The following is a 20,715-nucleotide window of genomic DNA, read 5'->3' on the forward strand; positions in this document are numbered from 1 at the left end:
CACCTGCTCCATGACCTCGGGGTTGAGCGGCTCGCCCGCCGAGAGCAACTCGCGCAGCGCGCCCGGGCCGCCGGTCAGGTCGGCCTTGATCAGCATGCGCCACACCGTCGGCGGCGCGCAGAAGGTGTTCACCCCGGCCCGGCGGATCTGCCCCAGCAGCGCGGCCGCGTCGAAGCGCGCGTAGTTGTAGACGAAGATCGTGGCCTGCGCGATCCACGGGGCGAAGAAGCAGCTCCAGGCATGCTTGGCCCAACCGGGCGAGCTGATGTTGAGGTGCACGTCGCCCGGCTTGGCCGCCACCCAGAACGACGTGGCCAGGTGCCCGACGGGATAGGAGACCTGGGTGTGCAGCACCAACTTGGGCTTGTTCGTCGTGCCCGAGGTGAAGTACAGCAGCTGCGGGTCGTCCGGCGCGGTGCCCGGGTGCTGCGCGGGTGCGACGTCGAGGTCGTAGGCCTCGCGGTAGGACACCCAGCCCGGTGCGCCCTCGCCCACCACGAACCTCGTGTACTCGCCCGGGACGTCGTCGAACTTGCCCGTGTCGGCGCTGTTGGCCAGGACGTGGCGGGCGCCGCCGCGCTCGATGCGGTCCACCAGATCGGTGGGGCCCAGTGCGGTGGTGGTCGGCAGGATGACCGCGCCGAGCTTCATCACCGCGAGCATCGCCTCCCACAGCTCGACCTGGTTGTTCAGCATCAGGAGCACGCGGTCGCCCCGGGCCACGCCGTTGGCCGCCAGGTGCGCGGCGGCCTGGTCCGAGCGACGGGCCATCTCGTCGAAGGAGTACTTCGCCTCCGACCCGTCCTCCTCGACGATCCACAGTGCGGTGCGGTCCACGCCGCGCGCGACGGCGTCGAACCAGTCGATCGCCCAGTTGAAGCGGTCCCCGAGATCCGGCCAGGCGAACTCGGCCACCGCCTTGGCGTAGTCGGAGGACAGGTCCTGCAGCAGATCCCGAGCGGCGCGGTAGGTCTCGGTCGTCCCGGGAGACGTGGTGGTCATGGACGGCGTCCTTTCGCCCCGGCGGGGCAGGAGAGGGGGCGGGCTCAGAGACCGGCGACGGGCCGGTGTCGGCTCGCGCCCGCCGAGTCGATCATGCCGATCGCCACCGCGGTCGTGGACCGGCGGTGGTCGGAGCTGATCCGCAGGCAGAGGCCGCGGTCGTGAGCCGCGAGTGCGTCGATCAGCTCGTTGTGCTGGTGGGCCGAGCGTGTCATGTCGGAACTTGCCACGTGCAGGAGCCGGTAGGGCTGAGCGAGCTGCCAGAAGCGCTCGGCCTCGCCGAGGAGGAACTCCTGCGGCGACAGGCGGAACACCATGAAGTGCAGCCGGCGGTTGAGGTCGGCGGCCGTCGCCAGGTCCGACGCCTCGGATGCGTGCAGGACCTGCGCGTTGAGGTCGCACAGCTGCTGCAGTTCCTCGGTCGTCGGCCATCGAGCTGTGCGGATCAGCTCCGTCTCGAGGTAGTCCAACAGGAAGACGATCTGCTGGAACTGCTCGGCGCTGAGCTTGGCGACGAAGTAGCCCTGGTGGGGACGGTGAATCAGCAGGCCTTCACCGGCCAGGACGCGCAGCGCCTCGCGGAGGGGGACTCGGCTGACCCCGAGTGTCGCGGCCATCTCGTCCTGGCGGATCTGCTGCCCCGGCATGAGCTCGCAGAGCAGCACGCTCCGGCGGAGTGACTCGACGGCCGCGGCGACCGAACTGGTTCGCGGTTCCCCGTCGGACGGCACCTCCGCGGCTGGCTCCGACACTCGTGGCCCCTCCGCCCCCGTAGCCGACACCGCGAACCGGCGCCCGTCGATCCCAACGATAGCCACCGAGCCGCGCGCGTCCTGTCGGGCGCGCTCGCCGGGCGACCGCGTCACCGGTTCGCCCCGGCGGCTGCGGGGGAGTCCACAGCCCGCGGATCGGACGTCCGCAGAGCGAGGAGGACGACCGCCGTGACGGCGAAGGCGACGGCGATCGAGACGTACAGGGCGTTGGGGGTCCAGCCACCGTCGAGCAGCGCGCCCGCCGCGATCGGGGCGATGATGGCGCCGATCCGGCCGATCCCCACGGCCGTGCCCATCCCGGTAGCGCGGACGTCGGCGTCGTAGACGGCGGTGACCAGCGCGTACAGGCCCGCGACGCAACCGATGAGGAAGAGGCCGATGAGGGCGGCGACGCAGAGGGCGAGCGGGAGAGAGCCGACGGTCGTGATGAACAGCGCCAGCATCACCGCAGAGGTGAGCAGGTACCCGAAAACGACCTTGCGCATCGCGAACCGGGCCGTGAAGAAGCCGAGCGCGACCGACCCGAACAGGCCGCCGATGTTGATCAGCACCCCGCCGGAGATGCCGGCGCCGGGGGTGAGGCCGGCCTCGACGAGCAGTCGGGGCGTCCAGCTGGTGACGAAGTAGAAGCCGGCCAGCACCAGGAAGAATCCGACCCACAGGATCAGTGTCGAGCGTCGTAGCTCCGGCCCGAGCAGCTTGCGCAGTCCGCCCGCCACGCCGCGGGCGGTGCGCGGCGGCTTCGCGGGCAGCGCATCGAGGGGAGCCCGGCCCATGCGCCGGGCCAACCGGTTGACCCGGTCGAGGGCCCGCGGCGGCTGGCGCGTCAGCAGGTGGTCGAGCGACTCGGGCAGCAGGAACGCGGCGAGCACGAGCACCGCGGCGGTCGCCAGGCCGCCGAACAGGAACACCGAGCGCCAACCGAAGCTGCTCTGGAGCGTCACCGAGAGGATCCCGCCCACGATCGCGCCCACGGAGTAGCCCGTGGCGGTCAGGGCGATCGTCATGCCGTGCCAGCGTCGGGAGGCGTACTCGCCCGCGATCACCGTGTTGCTGGCCAGGATGCCACCGATACCGAGGCCCGTGAGGACCCGCAGCAGTCCGAGCTGCTCCGCGGACTGGGTCATCGCCGAGAGGGTCATCCCGACGGCGGCGATGACCAGGCAGGCGAGCACGATCGGACGACGGCCGACCCGATCGGCGAAGGGCGCGATCAACAGCGATCCGGCCGCCATACCGACGAATCCCGCCGAGAGCAGGAGGCCGAGCTGCGAGCCCGACAGACCGAACTCCTTGGTGACCGCGTTCGAGGTGAACGCCATGACCTGGATGTCGAACCCGTCGAGGGTGTTGACGAGGACGCAGACGGCGACCACGACCCATTGAAACCGGGTCATGCGCTCGTCGGCCAGTGACCGGCGGAGCGGATCGAGGCCGGTGCTGCTGTCGGATGGTGGTGCTGACGGGCGGGTGGAAGGCATGACATCTCCGTCGTTGCCGAGGTGAGCCGGGGCCGCCTGGAGGATCTCTGGGGCCGTTGCGGAGCCGTCGATGTGACTAGCTGCTCGCCAGGCGTCAGATCGTATACTAATTTTGGGTTCAGTCAATGGAGAGTTGTGCAAGGATCTGCGCGGACTACGCCCTCGTATCCGCGGGCCACAGCGCTGTTCGCGCTGGATTTACCTGGGTTGACCGCCGGGACGACGAGAGTTCGCGCAGGTCCAGGCCGAAGTTTCGACTACTTTCCGCGGTGGGCTGGCATGGCGTACGCCACGTTCGATAGTCTCCACGTCTGAATTCAAAACCTGATACGCATACCCGCCACGCAGTGTCAGCTATGGACAACCGGCACCGACGACGGTGCCACAGGAGGTCGAGCGGTGGTTCCATCCGCTTCCGCGCCCAGTCCCGAGCACGCCGATCTCATGGACCTGGACGTCGTCACGTCCGGTCGGCAGCACGAGATGTTCGCCAGGCTCCGGGCGACGGAGCCCATCCACTGGAACGACGAGCCGGACGGCCCGGGGTTCTGGTCGGTCGTCCGCTACGACGACGTCAAGGCCGCGATGCTGGACCAGCCGAGGCTCTCGAACGCCGAGGGCACGATGCTCCAGAGCCGACGCGCCGAGGGCAAGCTGCACAGCCTGCACAACATGGACGACCCGAAGCACGCGAAGCTGCGCCAGATCGCCGCGCCGTACCTGCGCGGGATCAGGGTGAAGGCGTGGGAGGAGATGATCCACGCCGCGATCACCGGCCTGCTCGACGAGGCCGAGGCGAAGGGCCACATCGATGTCGTGCACGACATCGCGGCGCGGCTGCCGATGCTGGTCCTCGGCCGGGTGCTCGGCGTTCCGCCCGAGGACTGCCCGCTCATGGTCGACTGGACCAACAAGATCACCACGGATGATCCCGACTACCTCCCCGACCCGGCGATGCGCGATGTCGCGAGGGAGGAGCTGTTCGCCTACTTCAAGGATCTCACCGAGCAGCGCAGGCGCGATCCGCAGGAGGATCTGACGAGCCGGCTCGGCGCGGGCCGGATCGACGGCGAGCTGCTGGGCTGGGACGATCTCGCGGCCTACTACGTGCTGCTCGTGGCGGCGGGCAACGAGACCACGCGCCACCTGATCTCCGGCGGCATCGAGGTGCTCGACCAGAACCCGGGGACCTGGGAGCGGCTGCGCGGGGAGCCGAGGCTGCTCGGACCGGCCGTCGAGGAGATGCTGCGGTGGGTCACCCCGGTGACGAACATCCGGCGCACCGCCCTGGAGGACCTGGAGATCCTGGGTCAGCCGATCCGCAAGGGCCAGAAGCTCGTCGCGTGGTTCGCCAGCGCGAACCGTGACGAGAGCGTCTTCGACGACCCGGAGACCTTCGTCGTGGACCGTTCCCCGAACCCGCACCTCACGTTCGGCTGGGGGATCCACGCGTGCATGGGCCTGCACCTGGCCCGGGCCGAGGCCGTCGCCCTCTTCGCCGAGATCCTCCGGCGCGGGCTCTCGATCACCGCCACCGGTCCCGGCGTCCGGGTCGCGTCGAACTCCTTCACCGGCCTCAAGCGACTTCCCGCAACGGTCGCCCGGCCCGTCTGACATCCCGCACGTCCCCCGGGTCCGCCATGGCCCCGACCAGCAGCAAGGAGGCTGTCGTGAGTCGTTATCCCCTGGCCGAGCCCAAGTGGGCCCTGCCATCGGTGTCCGCATTGTCGGGCTCGATGCAAGCGAAGATCCAGAACCGGATCCAGGCGAACTTCCAGAAGCTCGGAGACGACGTGACGTTCGCGGAAGCGGCGAGCGCGCGGACACTGGAGCTGCTGTCGGCCGCCGAGGTGGAAGCGCTCGCGGGTGAGGTCGTGGCGGCGTTCATGGAGGCGGAGGGGCGCAAGCTGCTCTCCGGCTCCGAGATCGCGGTCGACGAGGATCCCGAGCTGTACATCCTGCGGTCCGACTGGGCCGCCGCGCAGGAGGGTCGGATCGACCTCTCCGGGCTCCCCGAGGGCGCCATCGGCCAGGGCGACAACGTCTTCCGGCACGCGGACGTCGAGGGCGAAGCCCTCGTCCTGCGCGAGGTCGACGAGATCACCCGGCTGATCGAGGAAGGCGTTCCGGAAGGCGTCATCGCCGTCATCGACGACTCGGGCGGCACGATGACGGCCCCGATCCTTCCGGAGTTCGCGGCGGTCCTGTGCCGGGCCGGCACCGTGCGCAGCCACCTGGCGATCATCGCCCGCGAGTTCGAGGTGCCCGTCCTGATGGGCTGCGTGTTCCGGCGGGAGCCGCGCACCGGCGAGCGGCTGCGGGTCCGCTACTCGTCCGCCGCGCAGAACCCGGAGGCCTACCACGGCGGCGAGTCGAACCCGCCGGCACTGATCGAGGAGGTTCAGGCGTGAGCGACTGGCAGATCACCGAGACCCAGCTCTACGACGTCAACACGCTGCTCCAGCGCTCGGACAACGTCCTGGTCAACCTGTTCATCACCCGGACGGCGCAGGAGTCCAAGCTCTTCCCCGTCCTGCCCTACATCAACCTGTGCATGACGGAGTCGTACTACCGGTACCCGGACATCGTCCGCGAGATCACCCAGCACGTCACGCCCGAGGAGATCGGGCACTGGGCGCGGGAGTCGAGCAACAACTTCACGCACATGCGGGCGTACTGCCACTTCAACTTCTACCTGCTGGGTCGCGCGAACCTGATCCGCATGGGCCTGATCCGTCCCGAGGACAACCTCGAGGACCTGTGGCTGATGTGCGACTGGTGGAACCGCATGATGAAGGCGTTCAACCGCGAGCGGGCCACGACGTTCGCCGCGGATGCCGCCAACATCGCCCCGCTGCACGCCGAGCGCACCCTGCAGGTGTTCGAGGCCGACGCGATCGCCGTCGACGCCGACCCGAAGCTGCGCAACGCGGCGGCGAAGTTCATCGCCACCGCCACCCAGTACAACCTGCTGGCCCACTGCGAGTGCCGGCTCGGCCTGCACTCCAGTGGTCCGTACGCGCTCGGTGGCGACACGCTGATGCACGTCCGGCACTTCACGAACCTGGCCGAGGGCGACTTCAGCTGGCTGGACGGCGTTGCCGAGGACGTCCCCTTCGGCAACCTCGTCATGCCGGTGATCACCAAGGGCGTCGGGATCGAGATCACCGACTTCGGCAGCGCCTACACCTCTCCTGAGGACTACCAGTCCAAGGTGCTGGGCGTCGGGCTCTACGCATCGGACTCGCTGAGCGAGCGGCACGTCCCGGTCGGGATGGGCTCGCCGAAGGAGCTCGCCGACACGTTCGAGCACCTCACCGAGACGCTGACCCAGGCGACCCGCAAGCTCTACAAGCGGATCTCCGGCTGGACCGCCCGGCAGCGCATCGACGCCGGTCTCTACGTCTACTTCCAGGGCCTCGCCGAGCCCGCCCACATGGCCGGGGTGTTCCGCCATGAGGAGTGGGAGTTCGTCGACGAGCGCAACAACCGGCTGCGCCCGATGTACAACGAGGAGTTCGCGCTCGACTCCTACGTCGAGAACTGGGCCGCCCTGCTGGGCCCGCAGGGCTCGTCCAACGAGTACTACCTGCACCCCGAGCACTACCAGATCTGGCGCAAGGCGGGCCAGCCCGCCGGGGCGCCGGTCCCGCACCCGGGCCGCCAGGGGTTCCTGGTCTCCAGCAACGTGCTGCGCGACCACGACTACTCGCGCCGGGTCAACCCGGACGGCCGGGGCGAGCTGCGCGGGGAGAACTCACTGCCCGGCAAGACCGGGAAGTGGCGCACGACCCAGGGCGATCTCACCCAGGAGGAGTTCAACTCCAAGGCCCGTGCGTTCCGCCCGAAGGGCGCGCAGGAGCCGTGGGTCCACATCGACGACTCGTGGGTGAAGTGGAACTGGAAGTCCGACGAGGTCGACGCGCTGTACAAGCACACCCAGGAGGGCTCGCGCCTGATCGAGGGCAAGGGCTCCACGCTGCGGCGCGCCGACCTCGACAAGATCCGCGCGGACGCCGGTGAACCCACCTGGCAGTCGTTCCCGACGGCCGGGGCGGAGGCGTGATCGACACCGCGACGGCCACCCGATTCCAGGTCCTGCACGCCCTCAAGGTCAAGGGTGTGGCGTCGGAGGCGGCCTTGTCCGAGGTGACCGGGCTGTCGCAGGACGCGGTCCTCGCCGAGGTCGAGCACCTGCTCGAGGCCGAGCTCGTCCGGCGGCGCAAGGGCCGCCTCGGCGGACTCGCGCTCGTGGACGCGGGCCGGGCCGTGCACGCCGAGCTGCTGTCGGCGGACGTCGACGCGGCCGCCGTCGGTGCTCTGGAGGACGTCTACCAGGCGTTCCTGCCGCTCAACGGACGGTTCAAGGATCTCTGCACGCGGTGGCAGCTGCGCGGCTCCGAGCTCAACGATCACACCGACGCCGCGTACGACGCCGGTGTGGTGTCGGAGCTCGCGGAGCTGCACGGTGCGGCCGCGGCGTTCCTGGGGCCGGCCGGCGCGGCACTCGCCCGCTTCGCCCGCTACCCCCTGCGCCTCGGTGCGGCACTGGAACGGGTGCAGGGCGGTGAGGTCTCGGCGTTCACCAAGCCGCTGACCGAGTCGTACCACGACGTCTGGATGGAACTGCACCAGGACCTGATCACCAGCCTGGGGCGTACCCGCGACGCCGCTGACGAGGGCTGACGGAAACCGAGGAACCGATGTCCGCACGAATTCTGATCACGGGCGCGGCCCAGGGGATGGGCCGCGCCTTCACGGAGCACTTCGCCGCCCGGGGTGCCCGCGTCCTCGCCGTCGACATCCAGGACGTCCCGATCGATCTGCCGGGGGTGCGCGTCGCGAAGTGCGACGTCACCGATCCGGACTCCCTCGCGGAGGTGGTCGGCATCGCCCAGCAGGAGTGGGGCGGTCTGGACGGCGTCGTCGCCAACGCGGCGATCTTCGACGGCATCGTGCGCGCGCCGATCGAGGAGCTCACCCTGGGTGAGTACGCGCGGGTCATGGACGTCAACGTCAAGGGCGTGTGGCTGACGGTCCGGGCCGCCCTTCCGGCACTGCGGGCCGCCGGCGGCGGCAGCATTGTCACGATCGCCAGCGAGGTGGTCAACGCCGGGTCGGTCAACCTCTCGCACTACGTCGCCAGCAAGGGTGCCGTCATCGGCCTGACCCGGGCACTCGCCCGCGAGCTCGGTCCGGCGAACGTCCGGATCAATGCCGTCTCACCGGGGTTCACCGAGACCGAGGGCGGGCTGAACCTCGTCGGCGGTGCCGGGAAGTACGACCCGAAGGGCACCCCGCTGGGCAGGGTCGGGACCGCTGCCGACGTGTGCGGCGCCGTCGAGTACCTGCTCGGTGAGGGCAGCGGGTTCATCACCGGACAGGCGCTGCTGGTCAACGGCGGCAAGACGTTCACCTGACCGTTCACCGCCCATCCAGGAAGGAGCACACCGTGCCCGACGGGTTCCCCGTCTACCCCTTCGACCACGATCACGGCGCGCCCCCGCGCACCCTGGCCGAGCTGCTCGGCGGGAAGGGTGCCGGGCTGGCCGAGATGACCACGGTCCTCGGCCTCCCGGTCCCGCCGGGATTCACGATCGGCATCCCGCTCTGCCGCGATCACCGGGCGAACGGGTGGCCGGACGGGCTGGACGCGGTCCTCGCCGAGCAGTGCGCGCGGCTGGGGGAGCGGACCGGATCACGGCTCGGCGACCCGGAGGAGCCACTCCTCCTGGCCGTGCGCAGCGGCTCGGTGCGCTCCATGCCGGGCATGTTGGACACCGTTCTGGACCTGGGCCTCAACGACGTCACCGTCGAGGCGCTGGCCCGCTCGTCGGCCGACGAGCGCTTCGCCTGGGACAGCTACCGCCGGTTCCTGCGGATGTACGGCACCACCGTGCTGGGCTGCGGGCACGACATGCCCGGGCTCCGGCGCGACGGTGACATCGGCTCGTTGAAGAACGAGGTCGCCGATCTCAAGGCCCGGATCGCGGAGGCGACCGGGACCCCGGTGCCGGACGATCCGGTCGTCCAGCTGCGGTCGGCGGTCGAAGCCGTCTTCCGGTCGTGGGACTCCCCCCGCGCGCGGGTGTACCGCGCGCGGGAAGGCATCCCGGACGATCTCGGCACCGCGGTGAACGTCCAGGCGATGGTCTTCGGCAACCGGGGTGCCGACTCGGGGACGGGCGTGGTCTTCTCGCGTGATCCGTCGACCGGGGAGCCCCGACCGTACGGCGACTACCTCCCACAGGCCCAGGGCGAGGACGTCGTGGCAGGCGGAGCGCGCACTGTTCCCGTCGCGGACATGGCGGCGTCGATGCCGGACACGTGGGTCGAGCTGCGGCACGTGCTCCACCGCCTCGAGGTGCACTACCGCGACATCTGCGACGTCGAGTTCACCGTGGAGCGGGGTCGGCTGTACCTGCTGCAGACGCGCGTCGGCAAGCGGAGCGCGGTGGCCGCGGTGCGGTGTGCCGTGGCCATGGCGGGCGAGGCCGAGATCGCGCTGACTCCCGCGGAGGCGCTCGAGCGGGTACCAGAAACGATCCGGCTGACGGCTCGCCGCAGCTGCCTCGCCGAGGCCGGGGTCGCGGTGCCGGGCACGGTGCCGCTGACCGTGGCTCTCGGTGCCTCGCCGGGCCGGGTGTCGGGGAGGGCGGTGTTCAGCTCGGAACTCGCCGCCGAGGACGAGAGCGACGATCCGCTGATCCTGGTCCGGCCGGACACCAGTCCCGACGACGTGGCCGGCATGGCCGTCTCGATCGGGGTGCTGACCGGGACCGGTGGCCTGGTCAGCCACGCGGCCGTGGTCGCGCGCGGCTGGGGGATCCCGGCTGTCGTCGGCGCTGCGGAGCTGCGCATCGGCGAGGACGGAGCGGTGCTGGCGGACGGCACGCGCATCGAACCCGGGGAGACGATCACCATCGACGGGACGACCGGCGAGGTGTGGCGTGGCGACGTGGCGGTAGCGGACACCCGGCCGGAGCAGGAGGAGGAGATCCTCGCGCTGGCCCTGCCGGAGCTGGGAACCCTGGTCGGATGGGCTGCCGAGCACGCCGCGACACGCTCCGCGAGCAGGCTGTGACCAGGATTCGCGGGCCGTTCCGCAGAGCCGAATCACTGCATTCGGAATTGAATTCACAGATGTGCGTACGTAGGTTCGATCGTGCCGACGAGGGCAGAGCAGTGGTCATGGCGACCACGGAGGGTGGTGCTCCACGATGACGACGATCGTGCTGGGTGGAACCGGGTTCATCGGGCTGCACGCCGCCCAGGAGATCCTCGACAAGGGCGAGCGGGTGGTCCTCACGACCCACCGGCGCAACCACGAGACCCCTGCTGTCCGGGCGGCCGTCGAGCGCGGTGACGCCGTGATCGAGCCCGTCGACATCTCCGACAAGGAGCAGCTGTTCGCGTTGGTGGCCAAGCACCGGCCCGACAGCATCCTGGACATCACCGGCTATCCGCCGAAGGAACTCTCGCCTGCGCAGGAGATCTCCACGCGGATCTCGAACTACGTGAACATGTTCGAGGCGGCCCGGGAGTACGACGTCCCGAGATTGACGTTGACCAGCTCGTTCGACGTGTACTACGGCCTCGACGCCGCCCTCATGCCGTTCCGCGAGGACCAGCTGGTCCCGTTGCAGGAGGCAGAGGACAACTACATGGTGCAGTCCTGGGCGAAGAAGACCCTCGAGGTCGTCGCCAGCATGTACCGGCGGCAGACCGGACTGCGGATCGTGACCGTTCGCCCGAGCGGTGCGTACGGGCCGATGTACCGGACCTTCCTGAACGTGCCGAGCCGGCTCGTCAGGGCCGCGGCGCGGGGCGAGGCCCCGGATTTCTCCGACCGGGTGGACGGTGTTCCCCTCGCGGAGTTCGGCTACGACCAGCTCTACGTCAAGGACGTCGGGCGGGCGATCTCGGCCGTCCACCTCGAGCCGAAGCCCAAGCACACGATCTACAACGTCGGCGCGGGCGAGGTGCTCACCAACGGGCGGGTCCTGGAGGCCGTGCAGAAGGCCGTGCCGGGATTCGGGTGCGAGCTCGCGGAGCGTGCGCCGGGCAGCGAGCTGCCCCTGGGCATGGTCGTGGACACGACCCGGATCCGCGAGGAGTTCGGGTTCGCCCCGCGGTACTCCGTCGACGAGGCCGTCGCCGAGTACGTCGACTGGCTGCGCGCCAACCCGATCTGAGGAGTTCGACGACATGGCGACAGAGACAGGCGTGGCGACGGACCACGTGACGAGACTGCGTGCGCTGGACACGTGTGCGGTGTCCGACGCGCTCGACGCGCTGGGCCGGTCCGGCGCGGTGCTCGGCCTGCACTCGGTCACCGGCCGCCACCGGCTGGCGGGCCGCGCGGTGACGATCGACCTGGTCGAGGCCGGGACGGTGGCGAGTCCCCGGCACCTGGGCACCGCGGCGATCGACGCCTCCGGGCCCGGTGACGTCCTGGTCGTCGCGCACCACGGCCGGCCGAACGTGTCGGGCTGGGGTGGGGTGTTGAGCACCGGAGCACGCCAGGCCGGGATCGAGGGCGTGATCGTCGACGGCGCCGTGCGCGACGTCGACGAGGCGACCGACCTCGGTCTGCCGGTCTTCGCCCTCACCGGGGTTCCCGTCACGGCGCGCGGGCGGGTGGTCGAGCGGGCGTGGAACGTCGACGTGGAGCTGGCCGGCGTGCCGGTCCGCCCCGGCGACTTCGTCCTCGCCGACGGCAGTGGCGTGGTCGTCGTGCCGGCAGCGGAGATCGAGACCGTACTGGTGAAGGCCGAGGCCGTCGCCGCGAAGGAACGCGCGATGGTCGCCAAGGTCCGCGAGGGCCTGCCCATGGTCGAGGTCATGGGCGCCGACTACGAGAACCTCCTGAAGGGCTGACGATGACCGAGACCCTCCCCGACTCCGGTACCGACCCGGCGGTGCGGGACCTGGCGCTCCTGGACACCAGCCACGTCAGCGACGCCCTCGACAAGCTGGGCATCAACGCGCAGATCGCCGGGCTGCTGCCGCTGCAGCGGACGTCCCGGCTGGTCGGACGCGCCTTCACGGTGCGCTACGTGCCGATCACCGGCACCGGCGGGACGGTCGGCGACTACATCGACGACCTGGCTCCGGGCACCGTCGTCGTCATCGAGAACGCGGGCCGGCTCGACGTCACGGTCTGGGGTGACCTGCTGACCGCGACCGCGTCGCAGCGCGGCGTCGCGGGCACCGTCATCGACGGGGTCTGCCGGGACTCCGACCGTGCGGTCGACCTGGACTACCCGCTGTACGCGCGGTCGCGCTGGATGCGGACGGGCAAGGACCGGGTCCGGGTGGAGAGCTACGACATCCCGGTGACCGTCGGCGGGGTCTGCGTCGAGGCTGCGGACTACCTCGTCGGCGACGGCGACGGGGTCGTCTGCGTGCCGGCCGCCCGGGTCCACGAGGTGATCGACATCGCGGCCGGCATCCGGGAGGCCGAGGAGGCCATCCGCGCGGCCGTCGAGGGCGGGGCGTCCCTGCGCGACGCACGCGCGGCCAACGGCTACCACACCCTCCAGACGAGGAAGGACTGATCTCCATGTGGCGGACTTCCGTCGACGTCGAGGGGCTGCACCACGCAGGTGCCCCGATCCCGGCGGCCAGCCTCGTCGGCTCGCTGCTGTTCTCCAGCGGGATCAACGGGATGGACCCCACGGACGGCTCCATCCCCGAGGACCCCGAGACCCAGGTCGCACTGGTCTTCGACAACATCCGACGGATCCTCGAGCAGGCCGGCGGCACCCTCGGTGACGTCGCCAAGTGCACGTTCTTCGTGCGCGACCGCTCGCTCAAGACCGTGATCGACGACCACTGGCTGAAGGCCTTCCCCGACCCGGCCAGCCGGCCGGCTCGCCACACGCTCGTCCAGGAGCTGACGGTCCAGGCCCTCCAGTGCGAGATCGTCGCCAACATCGAGAGGCTCGCCCGATGATCATCGACTCGCACGCCCACCTCGTCGCGCCGGAGGGCCTCTACGCCTACCGGGCGAACCTGATCGCGAACGGCGGCTACCACTTCGGCAAGCCCAAGATCAGCGACGAGGCACTGGCGACCTGTGCCCAGGCGAACGTGACCGCGCTCGACGAGGTCGGCACCGACATCCAGCTGCTGTCGCCGCGACCCTTCCAGCAGGGGCACTCGATGACACCGGCGTCGCTGGTGGAGCCCTGGATCGCGGCGTGGAACGACACCATCGCCCGCACGGTGGAGATGCATCCGACGCGGTTCGCGGGCGTCGCGGGGCTGCCGATCCTGCCGGGGCAGCCGGTCGAGCGCGCATTCGGGGAGCTCGACCGCGCGGTCCACGAGCTGGGCTTCGTCGGCGTGATCGTCAACCCCGACCCGTACGAGGGCACCGGGCAGGCACCGACGCTCAACGAGCCGTACTGGTACCCGCTCTACGAGAAGCTCATCGAGCTCGAGGTCCCGATGCAGATCCACTCGGCAGGGTGCTACTCGGGCCGTGAGTCCTACAGCGAGCACTTCGTCACCGAGGAGTCCATCGCGATCCTGTCGTTGCTGCGCAGCGATGTGTTCGAGCGCTACCCGGATCTGAAGATCATGGTCTCGCACGGCGGCGGCTCGGTGCCCTACCAGATCGGGCGCTGGCAGGCCGAGCGCCTGCTGCCGTTGCTGGGCGGCAGCGCGGAGTCCGAGCGCTTCGAGACATCGCTCAAGCGCTTCTGGTTCGACAGCGTGCTGCACAACCCGCCGTCGTTGGAGCTGCTGCTCAGGACGGTCGGGCCGGAGCGCGTGCTGTTCGGCACGGAACGCCCCGGCAGCGGCTCGGCGATGAACCCGGACACCGGGCACCACTTCGACGACCTCAAGCCGGTCATCGACAAGATCGACTTCTTGACCGACGCCGACCGTCGGGCCATCTACGAGGAGAACGCCCGCTCGTTCTTCCCGAGGCTCGCCGCCCGGCTCGGCCAGTCCTGATCGGCAGTCGCCCCGCGCCGCAGCGGGGAGAGGAAGGAGGCCGGTCGATGACCGCACCCCCAGCAGGTCCGGCGCCGGACCCGGCGGAGGAGATCCCCGGAACGATCGTGTTCGACGGTCGACGGTCCCGGGCGGGGCTCCCGCTGAACAACCTGGCGATGACGCTCAACAAGAAGGCGGAGCGCGACTCGTTCGTCGCCGACCCCGAGGCGTTCATGGAACGGTTCGGCCTCTCCGACGAGCAGCGTGACGCCGTGCGGCAGCGCGACTTCCTCCGCATGATCGAGCTCGGCGGGAACATCTACTTCATCTACAAGATCGGCATGGTCGACGGACTCAGAGTGCCGGACATCGTCGCGTCGATGGCCGGGCAGACGACCGAGGAGTTCGTGGAGATGATGCGCAACGGCGGGAGGGATCCTCGTGGCTGAACTGATCGCCGGGGTCGGGGTCTCGCACATCCCGGCTCTGGGTGTGGCGATGGAAGGCGACGGCAGCGGACCCGCCGCTGTGGTCCACGAGAAGTTCGCGCCCGTCCGGCAGTGGGTGCGCGACCTGGAGCTCGACACCGTGATCGTGATCTACAACGACCACGCGTCGGCGTTCTCCCTGGAGCTGTTGCCGACCTTCGCGATCGGTGCCGCCGAGTCCTACGCTCCGGCCGACGAGGGTTACGGCGCCCGGGACGTGCCGGTCGTGCGGGGTGACGCGAACCTGTCGTGGCACCTGATCGACTCGGTCATCCCGGCCGGGTTCGACCTGGCCGTCGCGCAGAAGCTCGACGTCGACCACGGACTGACCGTGCCGCTCACGGTGCTGTTCGGCTCGCCCGACGAGTGGCCGGTCACGGTCGTGCCGATCGAGGTCAACGTGGTGCAGCAGCCGACGCCGTCGGCCCAGCGGTGCTTCGACCTCGGTCGTGCGATCGGACGGGCGGTGGCGAGCTATCCCGGCGGATCCCGGATCGGGATCGTCGGCACGGGCGGGATGTCGCACCAGCTGCAGGGCCGACGGGCGGGCCACATCAACACGGTGTTCGACCAGATGTTCCTCTCCGCGATCGTCGACAAGCCACAGGCCCTGACCGAGCTCACCAACACCGACTACATCCGGGAGGCCGGCTCCGAGGGGGCCGAGCTGGTGATGTGGTTGGTCATGCGGGGCGCGTTGGGTGACGACGTCTCGTGCGTCCACTCCGGCTACCACGTGCCGGTCTCCAACACCGCCGCCGGCCTGGTGGCGATCGACAACCGCGGGAGCTCCCGATGACCGCGACCGTTCCCGTCGAGGTCCACGACGACGTCTACGTGGACGGGCGGTGGGTCCCGTCGAGCTCGGGGGCGCGGATCGACGCGATCGACCCGGCGACCGAGGAGGTCCACGCCCGCGTCCCGGACGGTGACGCGGCGGACGTCGATCGCGCCGTCGCCGCGGCTCGTCGAGCGTTCCCGGACTGGTCGGGCACCCCTGCCGCGGAGCGCGCCGCGACGCTGCTGCGGTTCGCGGACGAGTTCGAGCGCCGCACAGAGTCCCTCTCGGCCCTGCTGACCAGGGAGAACGGATCGACGGTCACGGAGACGGGAGCCGCGGCAGCACACGCCTCGGCGACCCTGCGCTACTACGCGGGGCTGACCGACCTGCTGGAGGACGAGATCCGGCCCTTCCCGCGCGGGCCGTTCGAGTCCGTCGTCCGCAGGCTGCCCGCCGGGGTCGCCGGACTGGTCACGCCGTGGAACTACCCACTCGCGCTGGTCATGACCAAGCTCGCTCCCGCCCTGATGGCCGGCTGCGCCACGGTCGTCAAGCCCGCGCCGGAGACGTCCCTGCACGTGCGGCCGCTGATCGAGGCCGCCGAGGCCGCGGGCATCCCGGCCGGCGTGATCAACGTCGTGACCGGTGGTGGCGCCACCGGTGCCGCCCTGGTCGAGCACGGGGGAGTCGACAAGATCGCCTTCACCGGTTCGACCCGGACCGGGCGGGCCATCGGCGCGCGCTGCGGGGAGCTGTTGCGGTCGGTCACGCTCGAGCTGGGCGGCAAGTCCGCCGCGGTGCTGCTCGACGATGTCGACCTCGAGCTCCTGGCCAGGTCCGTCGTGCGCCTCTCGCTCCGCAACTCGGGCCAGACCTGCTACAACTGCACCCGCGTGCTCGTCCCGGCTTCGCGCTACGCGGAGATCACGGACGTGATCGTCGACGCCGTGCGGGCCGCCAGGGTGGGGGAGCCCACCGACCCCACCACCGTCTTCGGACCGGTCGTCTCGCAGCGCCAACGCGAGCGGATCGAGGGCTACATCGAGCTCGGCACTCGACAGGGCGCGCGACTGCTCACCGGCGGCGGCCGGCCCGCAGGCCTCGACCGTGGCTGGTACGTCGAGCCGACCGTCTTCGGTGACGTCGGCCCGGACATGCGGATCGCCCGGGAGGAGATCTTCGGCCCGGTCCTGTCGGTGCTGCCCTACACCGACGTCGACGACGCCGTGCGCATCGCCAACGACAGCGACTACGGCCTCGCGGGCGCGGTCCTGGGTGTCGACGAGGAGCGGGCCGAGCAGGTCGCCCGCCGGATCGAGACGGGCAACGTCGGCGTGAACTTCTACTCCTCCAACTACGCGGCGCCCTTCGCCGGTCGCAAGGACAGCGGGGTCGGCGTGGAGTTCGGCCCCGAGGGCATGTTCTCGTACCAGGTCTTCCAGTCGGTGCACCGGAAGGCTCGCTGAGGTGTACGACGGAGCGCTCAACTTCCGCGAGGTCGGCGGCCTCCCGACCGCGGACGGCCGGCGCCGGTTGCGGCGTGGACTGCTGTACCGCAGCGGGACTCCGCAGCTGATGTCGGAGGAGGCGGCCCGCCGGATGGTCGAGGAGACGGGCATCCGGCTCGTCGTCGACCTGAGGCAGGAGAAGGAGGCCGCCGAGGAGGGCCAGGGCGGCCTGGCGGCCGCACCGCACACGCGGATCTCCGCGCCGTTCCTGGTCGCCGCAGCCCAGCAGGCGGGGTCGTCGGTGCCGGTCATGCAAGCGGTCGACCCGCTCGTCCCGCACTACCTCGGCTACCTGCCGAGCTCCGAGGACTCGATCCTCAGGCTGTTCCGGGCGCTCGCGGACCCGGCGACCGGTCCTGCGCTGCTGCACTGCACGGCGGGCAAGGACCGGACCGGCGCGGCCGTGATGCTCGTGCTCGACGCGGTCGGTATCGACCGCGGGGCCATCGTCGGCGACTACGTGGCCGGCAAGGACGAGATCGCCGCCGTCTTCGACACACTGATCGCACTGCCCAGCTACGGCGAGCGTCTGGCGGCACTCCCCGCGGAAGCGCGCACCACGGAGCGCGAAACGGCCGAGCGCTACCTCGTCCAGCTCGACCTGCGGTTCGGGGGCATCCGCGGTTGGCTACGGGACCACGGGTTCACGGCCGACGAGCTGAGAGCCCTCGAGGACACGCTCACCGAGGACTCATGACTCCACAGATCTTCCCGGAGCTGGGCTTCTACGCCCTGGCCGGACACGTAGAGAGCCCCCGCGACATGCTCGACGAGCTCCGCCTCGCCGAGGGTCTCGGGCTCGGCACCGCCTTTCTGTCCGAGCGGCTCAACGTCAAGGAGGCGGCGTCCCTGTCGGGGGCGGCCGCCGCTGTCACGGAGCGCATGGACATCGTGACGGCCGCGACGAACCAGACGCTGCGACATCCCGCCGTCACCGCCGCGTGGGCCACCACGGTGCACCGGCTCAGCGGCGGACGCTTCGCCCTCGGTCTCGGCCGCGGGCTGCCGGGGATGCTCGACGCACTGGGCGAGGAGCCGGTCACGACCGCGAAGCTCGAGGACTTCATCGGGCTGATGCGCCGGTTGTGGCGGGGCGAGACCGTCGTCGACCACGACGGACCGGCCGGACGCTGGCCCGTCCTGAAGCTGGGTCCGTCCTTCGACGAGGCCGTGCGGGTGGGGTTGGTGGGCCTCGGCCCTTCGACGTTGGACCTCGCGGGGCGGGCCGGGGACGTCGTCGTGCTGCACCCGTTCCTCGCCGACGACGCGGTGCGGCGGTGCGTGGACCGCGTGCGCGCCGCGGCGGAGCGCGCCGATCGCGACCCGGGTTCGGTGCGGGTGTGGTCGTGTCTCGCGACCGTGCCCGATCCGGTCGACGAGGAGTCCCGGCTGCGGCGCGTCGTCGCGCGCCTGGCGACCTACCTGCAGATGTACGGCGATCTGCTGGTGCGCACGAACGCGTGGGACCCGGCGCTGCTGCAGCGGTTCCGCGAGGACCCGGTGGTGGCGGGCCTGTCCGGCTGGGCGGACGCCGTCGCGAGCCCGGAGCAGGTCGAGCACCTCGCCACGGTCCTGCCCTCGGAGTGGTCGGCGCTGGCCGCGAGCGGGCGCGCGGAGGACTGTGCCGCCGCGGCCCGCCGACAGTTCGGGCTGGGCGTCGACGGTGTCCTGCTGCACGGATCGACCCCGGCCCAGCTGGCGCCGGTGGTGGCGGCGTACGGCGCGCGCCGCACGCGGATCACGACCACCACCGCGTGACGGATTGACGGCGGCCGCTGACGACGATTTCCACGGGGTCGTTGAGTGGCGGGGCACGCACTACCTCACGGCGTTCGTGACCGGCGGTGGCACATTCGTCCAACGCGCCGTGCTCGACGAGTGCCACTGCGAACTGATCGAAGGTCTTCGTGGTGGGATCCCTCGGCCACTGATGTGACGCCGGTGTTCGCGGCCGATGCCGCCGTCAGCTTCCGCGATCATTGCGGGCCGACCCTTCGGCAGATCGTGTCGGCGACAGCACTACGCCGTTGTCGTCAGAGTGTGGATACGGGGGACGGATCAGCCGTCGGTCACATAGCGCGTGACCTGTCGATCGGTGCGGCGGTGATCGGTCCAGCGCCGGGCCTTGAACTCGAACCGGGGCAGCGATCCGCTCGGAGCGGCCTGCACCCGCATCCCGACGTTCGTCGCGCTCTTCACCCGCTCCCTCAGCTCCGCCGTTGCGCCGGAGGGATCGCTCGCGTCGTCCACGAACTCGACGGACAACAGGACGTCCTCGCGCCCGGTGGCATCCAACGAGACCTCCCCTGCGTACTCGGCGACCCTCGGGTCGGAGAGCACCACGCGATCGACCGATTCGGGCCAGAGGTTCTGGCCACGGATCTTCATCATGTCGTCGTAGCGCGCGATGGTCCCTGCCTCGATCGTCGAGAACGGACGCCCGCACGGGCAGGGCTCGGCGGGGACGGTCACACGATCTCCGGTACGGAACCGAATGATCGGGAACGCGTCGCGGGTCAGTGTCGACAGGACCATCTCGCCCGACGAGCCGGGTTCGACGGGCTCGTTCGTGCCCGGATGCAGCACCTCTCCGAGGATGCGGTGGTCCATACCGTGCAGTGACCCGCGGTTGCCCGCGTGTAGCACCCCGGTCTCGCAGGAAAAGGCCTGGTTCATCGCCCCCTGCATCAGGCCGTACCACTCCGACACGACGCAGCCCCAGTTCGCCGCGGCTGCCTCCGCCCAGGACGCTGGGTAGCTCTCGCCGGCGACGAACAGAGCCTTCAGCGTCGGTAGTGCCTCGCGAGGAGACACTCCGGCCTGCTCGAACAGGTGAGTGAGGTGCGTGATGTAGGACGGCGACGCGACCAGCGCCTGTGGCTGAAAGGTGCGGAGGTAGGTGATCTTGTCCTTGCTGGGGTAGGGCCCGAGTTGCACACCGACGAGTCCGAGTCGCTGAGCGACGATCGGCGTGGACAGTCCGCCGGTCTGCAGCCCGATCGGCCAGGTGAAGCAGATCGTGTCGCCGGGCCTGATCCCGGCCCAGTACGCCTGGTACTGCCATCCGGCGGCCAGTGCCTCGTGATCGGCGAGCGAGATGGGATGGGCCTCCTGGCCGAGACCGGTGGTGCCGCTCGTGAGGTGGTGCTGGAAGACCGAGGTGCCGTCCGCGAGCCGCCCCGTGTGCTCCGGAAGGCCGTGGACGAAGTCGGCCTTCGCCGTGAAGGGGATGACCCGCCGGAAGTCGTCGAGGGTCTCTATCCGAGCGGCCTCGGCGGGCCAGCGCTCCCGGTAGAAGGCGACGTCGACGGCGCAGCGTCGCACCTGCGCGATGATCCGGCTCAGCTGCACCTCGAGCAGCTCGGGACGCGTCATGTCTTCGATCGCGGGGTTCAGCACGTGCCGGGTCGCGTGGGCGTCGCCGGACATCAGGTCACGTCCTGCCACGGACCCTGGATCTCGTGCGGTGCGATCTCCATCAGCAACTCGACGAGGATCGCGCGCACGCGGCCCCCGGCGAGCGCGGTCTGGACGCCGTCGATGCCGCCGAGTGCGGTGGCATCCCGGATCATCGACCGCACGAGCTCGACCTCGTCGGCCACTGCATGTTCCGGCACGGATGCCCCTCACGTCGCACTCCACCGACCGATCGGTGGGGACGCTAGGTTGCGTCAAATCCTCTTGTCAACGAGCCGGTACGGCGGTGAACCGGGCTGTCTTGACGTGCATCGG

General features: G+C 70.3%; 21 protein-coding genes. 16 read left to right on the forward strand and 5 right to left on the reverse strand.

Features of this window, described 5'->3' with window-relative positions:
* The 3 genes from ACFPFQ_RS19985 to ACFPFQ_RS19995 all read right to left on the reverse strand — a co-directional run.
* Window positions 1–1,002, reverse strand: a 1,002-nt coding sequence (locus ACFPFQ_RS19985) for an AMP-binding protein (protein ID WP_379620966.1), incomplete at its 3' end; no start/stop codon positions are given.
* A 44-nt stretch (window positions 1,003–1,046) separates the two neighbouring features.
* On the reverse strand, window positions 1,047–1,754 hold the full coding sequence (locus ACFPFQ_RS19990) for a GntR family transcriptional regulator (protein ID WP_379620968.1): 708 nt from the start codon (window positions 1,752–1,754) through the stop codon (window positions 1,047–1,049).
* Between the two features lie 110 nt (window positions 1,755–1,864).
* Window positions 1,865–3,256 (reverse strand): MFS transporter, encoded by a 1,392-nt coding sequence (locus ACFPFQ_RS19995; protein ID WP_379620970.1) that lies wholly within the window; start codon window positions 3,254–3,256, stop codon window positions 1,865–1,867.
* A 399-nt stretch (window positions 3,257–3,655) separates the two neighbouring features.
* Between ACFPFQ_RS19995 and ACFPFQ_RS20000 the strand changes: the two genes are divergently transcribed.
* From ACFPFQ_RS20000 to ACFPFQ_RS20075, 16 genes are all read left to right on the forward strand, one after another.
* Window positions 3,656–4,870 carry a cytochrome P450 gene (locus ACFPFQ_RS20000; RefSeq protein WP_379620972.1) on the forward strand — a complete coding sequence of 405 codons (1,215 nt, stop codon included), beginning with the start codon at window positions 3,656–3,658 and terminating at the stop codon, window positions 4,868–4,870.
* Between the two features lie 56 nt (window positions 4,871–4,926).
* Window positions 4,927–5,667, forward strand: a complete 741-nt coding sequence (locus ACFPFQ_RS20005) for a PEP-utilizing enzyme (RefSeq protein ID WP_379620974.1) — start codon at window positions 4,927–4,929, stop codon at window positions 5,665–5,667.
* Complete coding sequence (locus tag ACFPFQ_RS20010; protein ID WP_379620976.1) at window positions 5,664–7,322, forward strand: hypothetical protein; 1,659 nt, start codon at window positions 5,664–5,666, stop codon at window positions 7,320–7,322. Before ACFPFQ_RS20005 ends, ACFPFQ_RS20010 begins: the two co-directional genes overlap by 4 nt.
* Window positions 7,319–7,942, forward strand: a complete 624-nt coding sequence (locus ACFPFQ_RS20015) for a MarR family transcriptional regulator (protein WP_379620978.1) — start codon at window positions 7,319–7,321, stop codon at window positions 7,940–7,942. Before ACFPFQ_RS20010 ends, ACFPFQ_RS20015 begins: the two co-directional genes overlap by 4 nt.
* A gap of 17 nt (window positions 7,943–7,959) precedes the next feature.
* The gene (locus ACFPFQ_RS20020; protein ID WP_379620980.1) at window positions 7,960–8,676 is read left to right on the forward strand and encodes an SDR family NAD(P)-dependent oxidoreductase; all 717 of its coding nucleotides are present in this window, start codon (window positions 7,960–7,962) and stop codon (window positions 8,674–8,676) included.
* A 32-nt stretch (window positions 8,677–8,708) separates the two neighbouring features.
* Window positions 8,709–10,340, forward strand: a complete 1,632-nt coding sequence (locus tag ACFPFQ_RS20025; RefSeq protein ID WP_379620982.1) for a PEP/pyruvate-binding domain-containing protein — start codon at window positions 8,709–8,711, stop codon at window positions 10,338–10,340.
* Between the two features lie 136 nt (window positions 10,341–10,476).
* Entirely contained in the window at window positions 10,477–11,451 is a 975-nt protein-coding gene (locus ACFPFQ_RS20030) for an NAD-dependent epimerase/dehydratase family protein (RefSeq protein WP_379620984.1), read from the forward strand.
* Window positions 11,452–11,464: 13 nt separating this feature from the next.
* Window positions 11,465–12,136, forward strand: a complete 672-nt coding sequence (locus ACFPFQ_RS20035) for an RraA family protein (protein WP_379620986.1) — start codon at window positions 11,465–11,467, stop codon at window positions 12,134–12,136.
* Window positions 12,137–12,138: 2 nt separating this feature from the next.
* Window positions 12,139–12,816 (forward strand): RraA family protein, encoded by a 678-nt coding sequence (locus ACFPFQ_RS20040; RefSeq protein WP_379620988.1) that lies wholly within the window; start codon window positions 12,139–12,141, stop codon window positions 12,814–12,816.
* Window positions 12,817–12,821: 5 nt separating this feature from the next.
* On the forward strand, window positions 12,822–13,214 hold the full coding sequence (locus tag ACFPFQ_RS20045; protein WP_379620990.1) for a RidA family protein: 393 nt from the start codon (window positions 12,822–12,824) through the stop codon (window positions 13,212–13,214).
* The gene (locus tag ACFPFQ_RS20050) at window positions 13,211–14,224 is read left to right on the forward strand and encodes an amidohydrolase family protein (protein WP_379620992.1); all 1,014 of its coding nucleotides are present in this window, start codon (window positions 13,211–13,213) and stop codon (window positions 14,222–14,224) included. Before ACFPFQ_RS20045 ends, ACFPFQ_RS20050 begins: the two co-directional genes overlap by 4 nt.
* Window positions 14,225–14,271: 47 nt before the next feature.
* On the forward strand, window positions 14,272–14,655 hold the full coding sequence (locus ACFPFQ_RS20055; RefSeq protein WP_379620994.1) for a protocatechuate 3,4-dioxygenase: 384 nt from the start codon (window positions 14,272–14,274) through the stop codon (window positions 14,653–14,655).
* The gene (locus tag ACFPFQ_RS20060; protein WP_379620996.1) at window positions 14,648–15,493 is read left to right on the forward strand and encodes a class III extradiol dioxygenase subunit beta; all 846 of its coding nucleotides are present in this window, start codon (window positions 14,648–14,650) and stop codon (window positions 15,491–15,493) included. The genes ACFPFQ_RS20055 and ACFPFQ_RS20060 overlap by 8 nt, the downstream gene beginning before the upstream one ends.
* On the forward strand, window positions 15,490–16,941 hold the full coding sequence (locus tag ACFPFQ_RS20065) for an aldehyde dehydrogenase family protein (RefSeq protein WP_379620998.1): 1,452 nt from the start codon (window positions 15,490–15,492) through the stop codon (window positions 16,939–16,941). Before ACFPFQ_RS20060 ends, ACFPFQ_RS20065 begins: the two co-directional genes overlap by 4 nt.
* 1 nt (window position 16,942) lies before the next feature.
* The gene (locus ACFPFQ_RS20070) at window positions 16,943–17,680 is read left to right on the forward strand and encodes a tyrosine-protein phosphatase (protein WP_379621000.1); all 738 of its coding nucleotides are present in this window, start codon (window positions 16,943–16,945) and stop codon (window positions 17,678–17,680) included.
* Window positions 17,677–18,741, forward strand: coding sequence for a TIGR03857 family LLM class F420-dependent oxidoreductase (locus ACFPFQ_RS20075; RefSeq protein ID WP_379621002.1), 1,065 nt, complete (start codon window positions 17,677–17,679; stop codon window positions 18,739–18,741). Before ACFPFQ_RS20070 ends, ACFPFQ_RS20075 begins: the two co-directional genes overlap by 4 nt.
* 300 nt (window positions 18,742–19,041) lie before the next feature.
* On the opposite strand, the gene ACFPFQ_RS20080 is transcribed toward ACFPFQ_RS20075, so the two are convergent.
* On the reverse strand, window positions 19,042–20,412 hold the full coding sequence (locus ACFPFQ_RS20080) for a phenylacetate--CoA ligase family protein (RefSeq protein WP_379621004.1): 1,371 nt from the start codon (window positions 20,410–20,412) through the stop codon (window positions 19,042–19,044).
* A complete protein-coding gene (locus tag ACFPFQ_RS20085) occupies window positions 20,412–20,600 on the reverse strand; it encodes a hypothetical protein (RefSeq protein WP_379621007.1) in 189 nt (62 codons plus the stop codon). The genes ACFPFQ_RS20080 and ACFPFQ_RS20085 overlap by 1 nt, the downstream gene beginning before the upstream one ends.
* Between the last annotated feature and the right edge of the window lie 115 nt (window positions 20,601–20,715).

It is taken from the genome of Pseudonocardia sp. GCM10023141 (assembly GCF_042653605.1).